3 protein-coding genes are annotated in these 3,764 nt (G+C 62.5%); 1 reads left to right on the forward strand and 2 read right to left on the reverse strand.

What is annotated here, in order from left to right; translation table 11 throughout:
- Positions 1 to 430: DUF4166 domain-containing protein (locus MOV76_RS38615; protein WP_247266537.1), on the forward strand; the 430-nt coding region annotated here is incomplete at its 5' end.
- A 333-nt stretch (positions 431 to 763) separates the two neighbouring features.
- On the opposite strand, the gene MOV76_RS38620 is transcribed toward MOV76_RS38615, so the two are convergent.
- Positions 764 to 2,626: an adenylate/guanylate cyclase domain-containing protein gene (locus MOV76_RS38620; RefSeq protein ID WP_247266538.1), complete on the reverse strand. Its 1,863-nt coding sequence runs from the start codon at positions 2,624 to 2,626 to the stop codon at positions 764 to 766.
- A gap of 391 nt (positions 2,627 to 3,017) precedes the next feature.
- The coding region (locus MOV76_RS38625; protein ID WP_247266539.1) for a DUF1499 domain-containing protein at positions 3,018 to 3,764 on the reverse strand (747 nt) is incomplete at its 5' end.

The raw sequence follows: 3,764 nt of genomic DNA on the forward strand, positions 1-3,764 counted from the left end.
GATCGAACGCGGCGGCGGGCTGCTGGCGCGGGTCGTCGCCCGCGTCATCGGCTTTCCCGAAGCGGGCTGGGAAGTGCCGGTCACGGTGCGTTTCGCAACCGATGGCGACAAGGAGATCTGGACCCGGGATTTCGGCGGCACGGTCTTCCGCAGCTTCCAGGTCGAAGGCAAGGGCCGCGACCGGCATCTGCTCACCGAAGTCTTCGGGCCGTTCCGGGTGCTTTTGGCGCTGGTGCCGGAGGGAGAGAAGCTTCGGCTCGTGGTGCGCGGCTGGCGGTTTTTCGGAGTTCCACTGCCGCTGTTTCTGGCGCCGGGTGGCGATACCTATGAGGAGGAGCGCGATGGGCGGTTCCACTTTCATGTGGAGATTGGTGGGCGGCTGACGGGGTTGGTGGTGCGGTATACGGGGTGGTTGGTGGTGGAGGGGTGATGGGGGTGGTGGCGGCCTTGGGAGGTGTGCCCTACCTCACCTTACCGGCGCGCCGAGATACCCCCTCTGCCCTGCCGGGCATCTCCCCCACAGGTGGGGAGATCACAGGTAGCTTGAACTTCCTGCCCATCTATCGTTTCGCCGTTCTGGACGTTCATTGCTTGGGGAAGCCGGTGCGCCCAGCCAATCTCCCCACCTGTGGGGGAGATGCCCGGCAGGGCAGAGGGGGGCTGACACGGCACTCCGTTTCGCCGTCATTTCTTCCTCGGATCGATTGCTGCCGCCTGCGGCGGCACCGTAGGGGCGTCGAAGGCTGAACATCAATCCGTTTGGCTATTGAGCGTGGCCACTTGGAAGACCGGCGCGTGCAAGGTCTGCGGCGGCTTGATCGAGAATGGAAGGATCTCGGAAGTTCCAGGCCTGCCGCCACGACTGGATCGTCGCAGCCGGCGTTGACTTGAGCATCTTCTCGACGGCAGATCGGGCGTCTGCCTGGCGACCAAGACGCATATAGGCAATGGCGAGTTGCAGTGGCGCGTCGGCAAATTCCGTGGTCTTCAGCACCTCAACTGCGTCTTCGTTTCTACCAAGCACGATGAAGATGAAGCCTCGCACGTAGTTAAAGAACCAGGACAATCCCGGATCCCGAGCGGCTGCAGAGTCGGTCAATTCCAACGCCTTTTCGGGTTGACCGGCCTGTAGGAAAATACTTCCTGCATCGGTGAGAGTGAAGGCATTGTATGGTGCCGCCGCAATGGCCTTGTTCATTTCCGCAACAGCCCCATCATGGTCCCCCTTGAGCGTTAGAAGCCATGCACGGAGCCAGTGTGCCAATCTCGCTACCTGCGGGCTCAGGTTCTTGTTTGAGAGGACCTTGTCGGCCAGTCGGCCCGCGTCCTGAAGATCAGCCTGCGGGTCAGAACTGTAAAGCAGCCCAACCTTCATCCAGTGAGACCACCCCAACTCCACGGTCAATAAGGGGGAGTCGGGGAACACCTGCAGCCCCTGCTGCGAGATGTCACCTGATCGCTCGAGTCCTTCCTTCGTGAAAAGGTTCAATTGGCTTTCCGCACGCAGGTAGTAGTCGTATTCAGCCAGGTTGGTGCTGTCCTTGCCCCAGGCCTGACTGTAGTCCGCTTTGCGTATGGCTCCCCATTCGCCCGTCATCGCCCCCACAATCTTGCCGGTCAACTCATCCTGAAGCGCCCATGGGTCGGTTCCGGCCTTGTCGAAGCGGTCTGCCCAAACATGGTCCCCCGTCTCAGCGTCGATGAGTTCCGCAACGATGCGCACCCTATCGCCTTCCTTGCGCACGCTGCCTTCGACGATATAGCCAACGCCCAACTCCTTGCCGATCTGGCGGACGTCACCTTCCTTGTCCTCATACGCAAACGATGACGTTCGCGAGACGACCGCGATATCAGCAAAGCGCGAGAGGATAGCGATGAGGTCGTTCGCCACCCCTTCTCCCAAGTATCCCAGGCTCTCGTCGGCACTCAGATCCTTGAAAGGAAGCACGGCGACGGATGGGATCGTACTGGAGACTGCAGGGGAGCGCGCTGTCAGTGGATAGTACAGCGCCATCCAGGCGGCCACCACGGCCACAATGGCTGCCGCGACTCCGAGTGCCCACCACGGACGGCCGATCCCGCGCTTGTGCGGAAGGCGTCGGCGTGGCGAGGCGTCGATGCGTACGTAGTAGACGTCGACAAGCTCTTCGATGTTCTTGACCTTCCGCTGCCCGGCAGAGTCGAAGGCAAACGCGAGCTTATTCTCGACTTCCTTCGCCACCTTGCCTGAAACACAGATCCCACCTGGGGGGGCGAGTTGCTCCAGCCTGGCCGCGACGTTCACACCTTCGCCATAGCGGTCATCGCCGTCCATGATCACTTCGCCGAGGTTGATGCCGATGCGGACGTGGAGTCTCTCCTCCTCCGCTACAGAAGCGTTGCGCTCCGCCATTCCGCGCTGGAGAGATACGGCACACTCGACAGCGTCGACCACGCTGCCGAACTCCGCGAGGAGGCCGTCGCCCATGAGCTTGAAGACCCGCCCATGATGCCCCGCAATCTCGGGCTCAAAAAGCTCAGTGCGTCGAGCCCGAAGGCGGTCAAAGGTGCCCGCTTCGTCTTGCTCCATAAGTGCGGAGTATCCGACTACGTCGGCGGCCAGGATTGCAGATAATCTGCGTTCCATGTCTTCGCTCCCAACAGGAATTCCGCGCTAAACACCGTACATGATTTTGCTGCACGTTTCACGCGCGGCCGCAGAGTCGATCCAAGGAGCTGGGTCTTGGTCTTCCGTTTGCTTCACTGGTTTACGACAGCGTGACGCAGCTCCGTTTTTTCACACGGTGCGTGAGGCTGAGGCCGCATGGCAGTCGAGACGCAATAGCGATGGGTACGGTTCGCGCGGTGCTAGATTCGGCCGCGCCGTTGACGACTCGAGGAACCAGCGTTTGGTGGCAGTTGCTACCTTATAGCGCGAGTTTGCCGCACCGTATCCCGGCCCTTCGCTTTGGGCTCAGGGCGTTCGCCGCTGCAATCGATTCACTGGATCGATTGCTGGCGCTTTGCGCCACCGTTGCTCACCCCCCAGCAATTCCCAGCAGTTCAGCATCCAGCGCCTTCAGAAAATCGCCGGCGATTGCGGCGCTGAAGCCGAGGTCGTGTTGGCCGTAGCGGGAGGCGACGCGGATGTCGACGAAGGTGGTTTCGGCCTCTTCGCGCAGCCGAATGAGGATATCGAAGCGCAGGCCGAGGATCAGCGTGCGGGTGGTGCCCTGCAGCGTCACGCCGGTGGCGCCGCGGATCAGCTTGGCGACATCATCGTCATAAGGGCGCGGCGTCGGCACGGGGACGCCATCGGGCGCATCGGCCACGGCATCGTCGCCCGCCGGCGGCGGCTTGACCGGTCTGTCCTCGGGATCGCGGCCCGGCTCGGTGTCGCCACTGCTTTTGGTGATGGTAATGCCGCTCATCTTGGCGACCTTGCGCACCGCTTCCAGCACGCGGTCGAGCGCGCCCTCATAGCGCCGGCCGGTCAGTTCGGGATAGGCGGCGAGCTGCTTTTCGCGATCCTCCGGCGTCACATCAGCGTTGCGCTTCAGCCAGATCTGGTCGGAATAGCGCGGCGACAGCCAGTCGGGTGCGGAGACCGGATCGGTGGAGACGTCGTAGATATCAGGCAGTGTCAGATAGTGCTCGGTGGCATAGGCGCCGAGGCCGAGCGGAAAGGCGGCATAGATCAGCGCCGCCAGCGCCGCCAGCCCGCCTTCGGCCCCCGTCATCCAGAGGCTGCGCAGCCCGAGGGCTGCCAGCATGACGGCGAGCAG

The organism is Rhizobium sp. PRIMUS64, from assembly GCF_023006465.1.
Classification (GTDB): domain Bacteria; phylum Pseudomonadota; class Alphaproteobacteria; order Rhizobiales; family Rhizobiaceae; genus Rhizobium; species Rhizobium leguminosarum.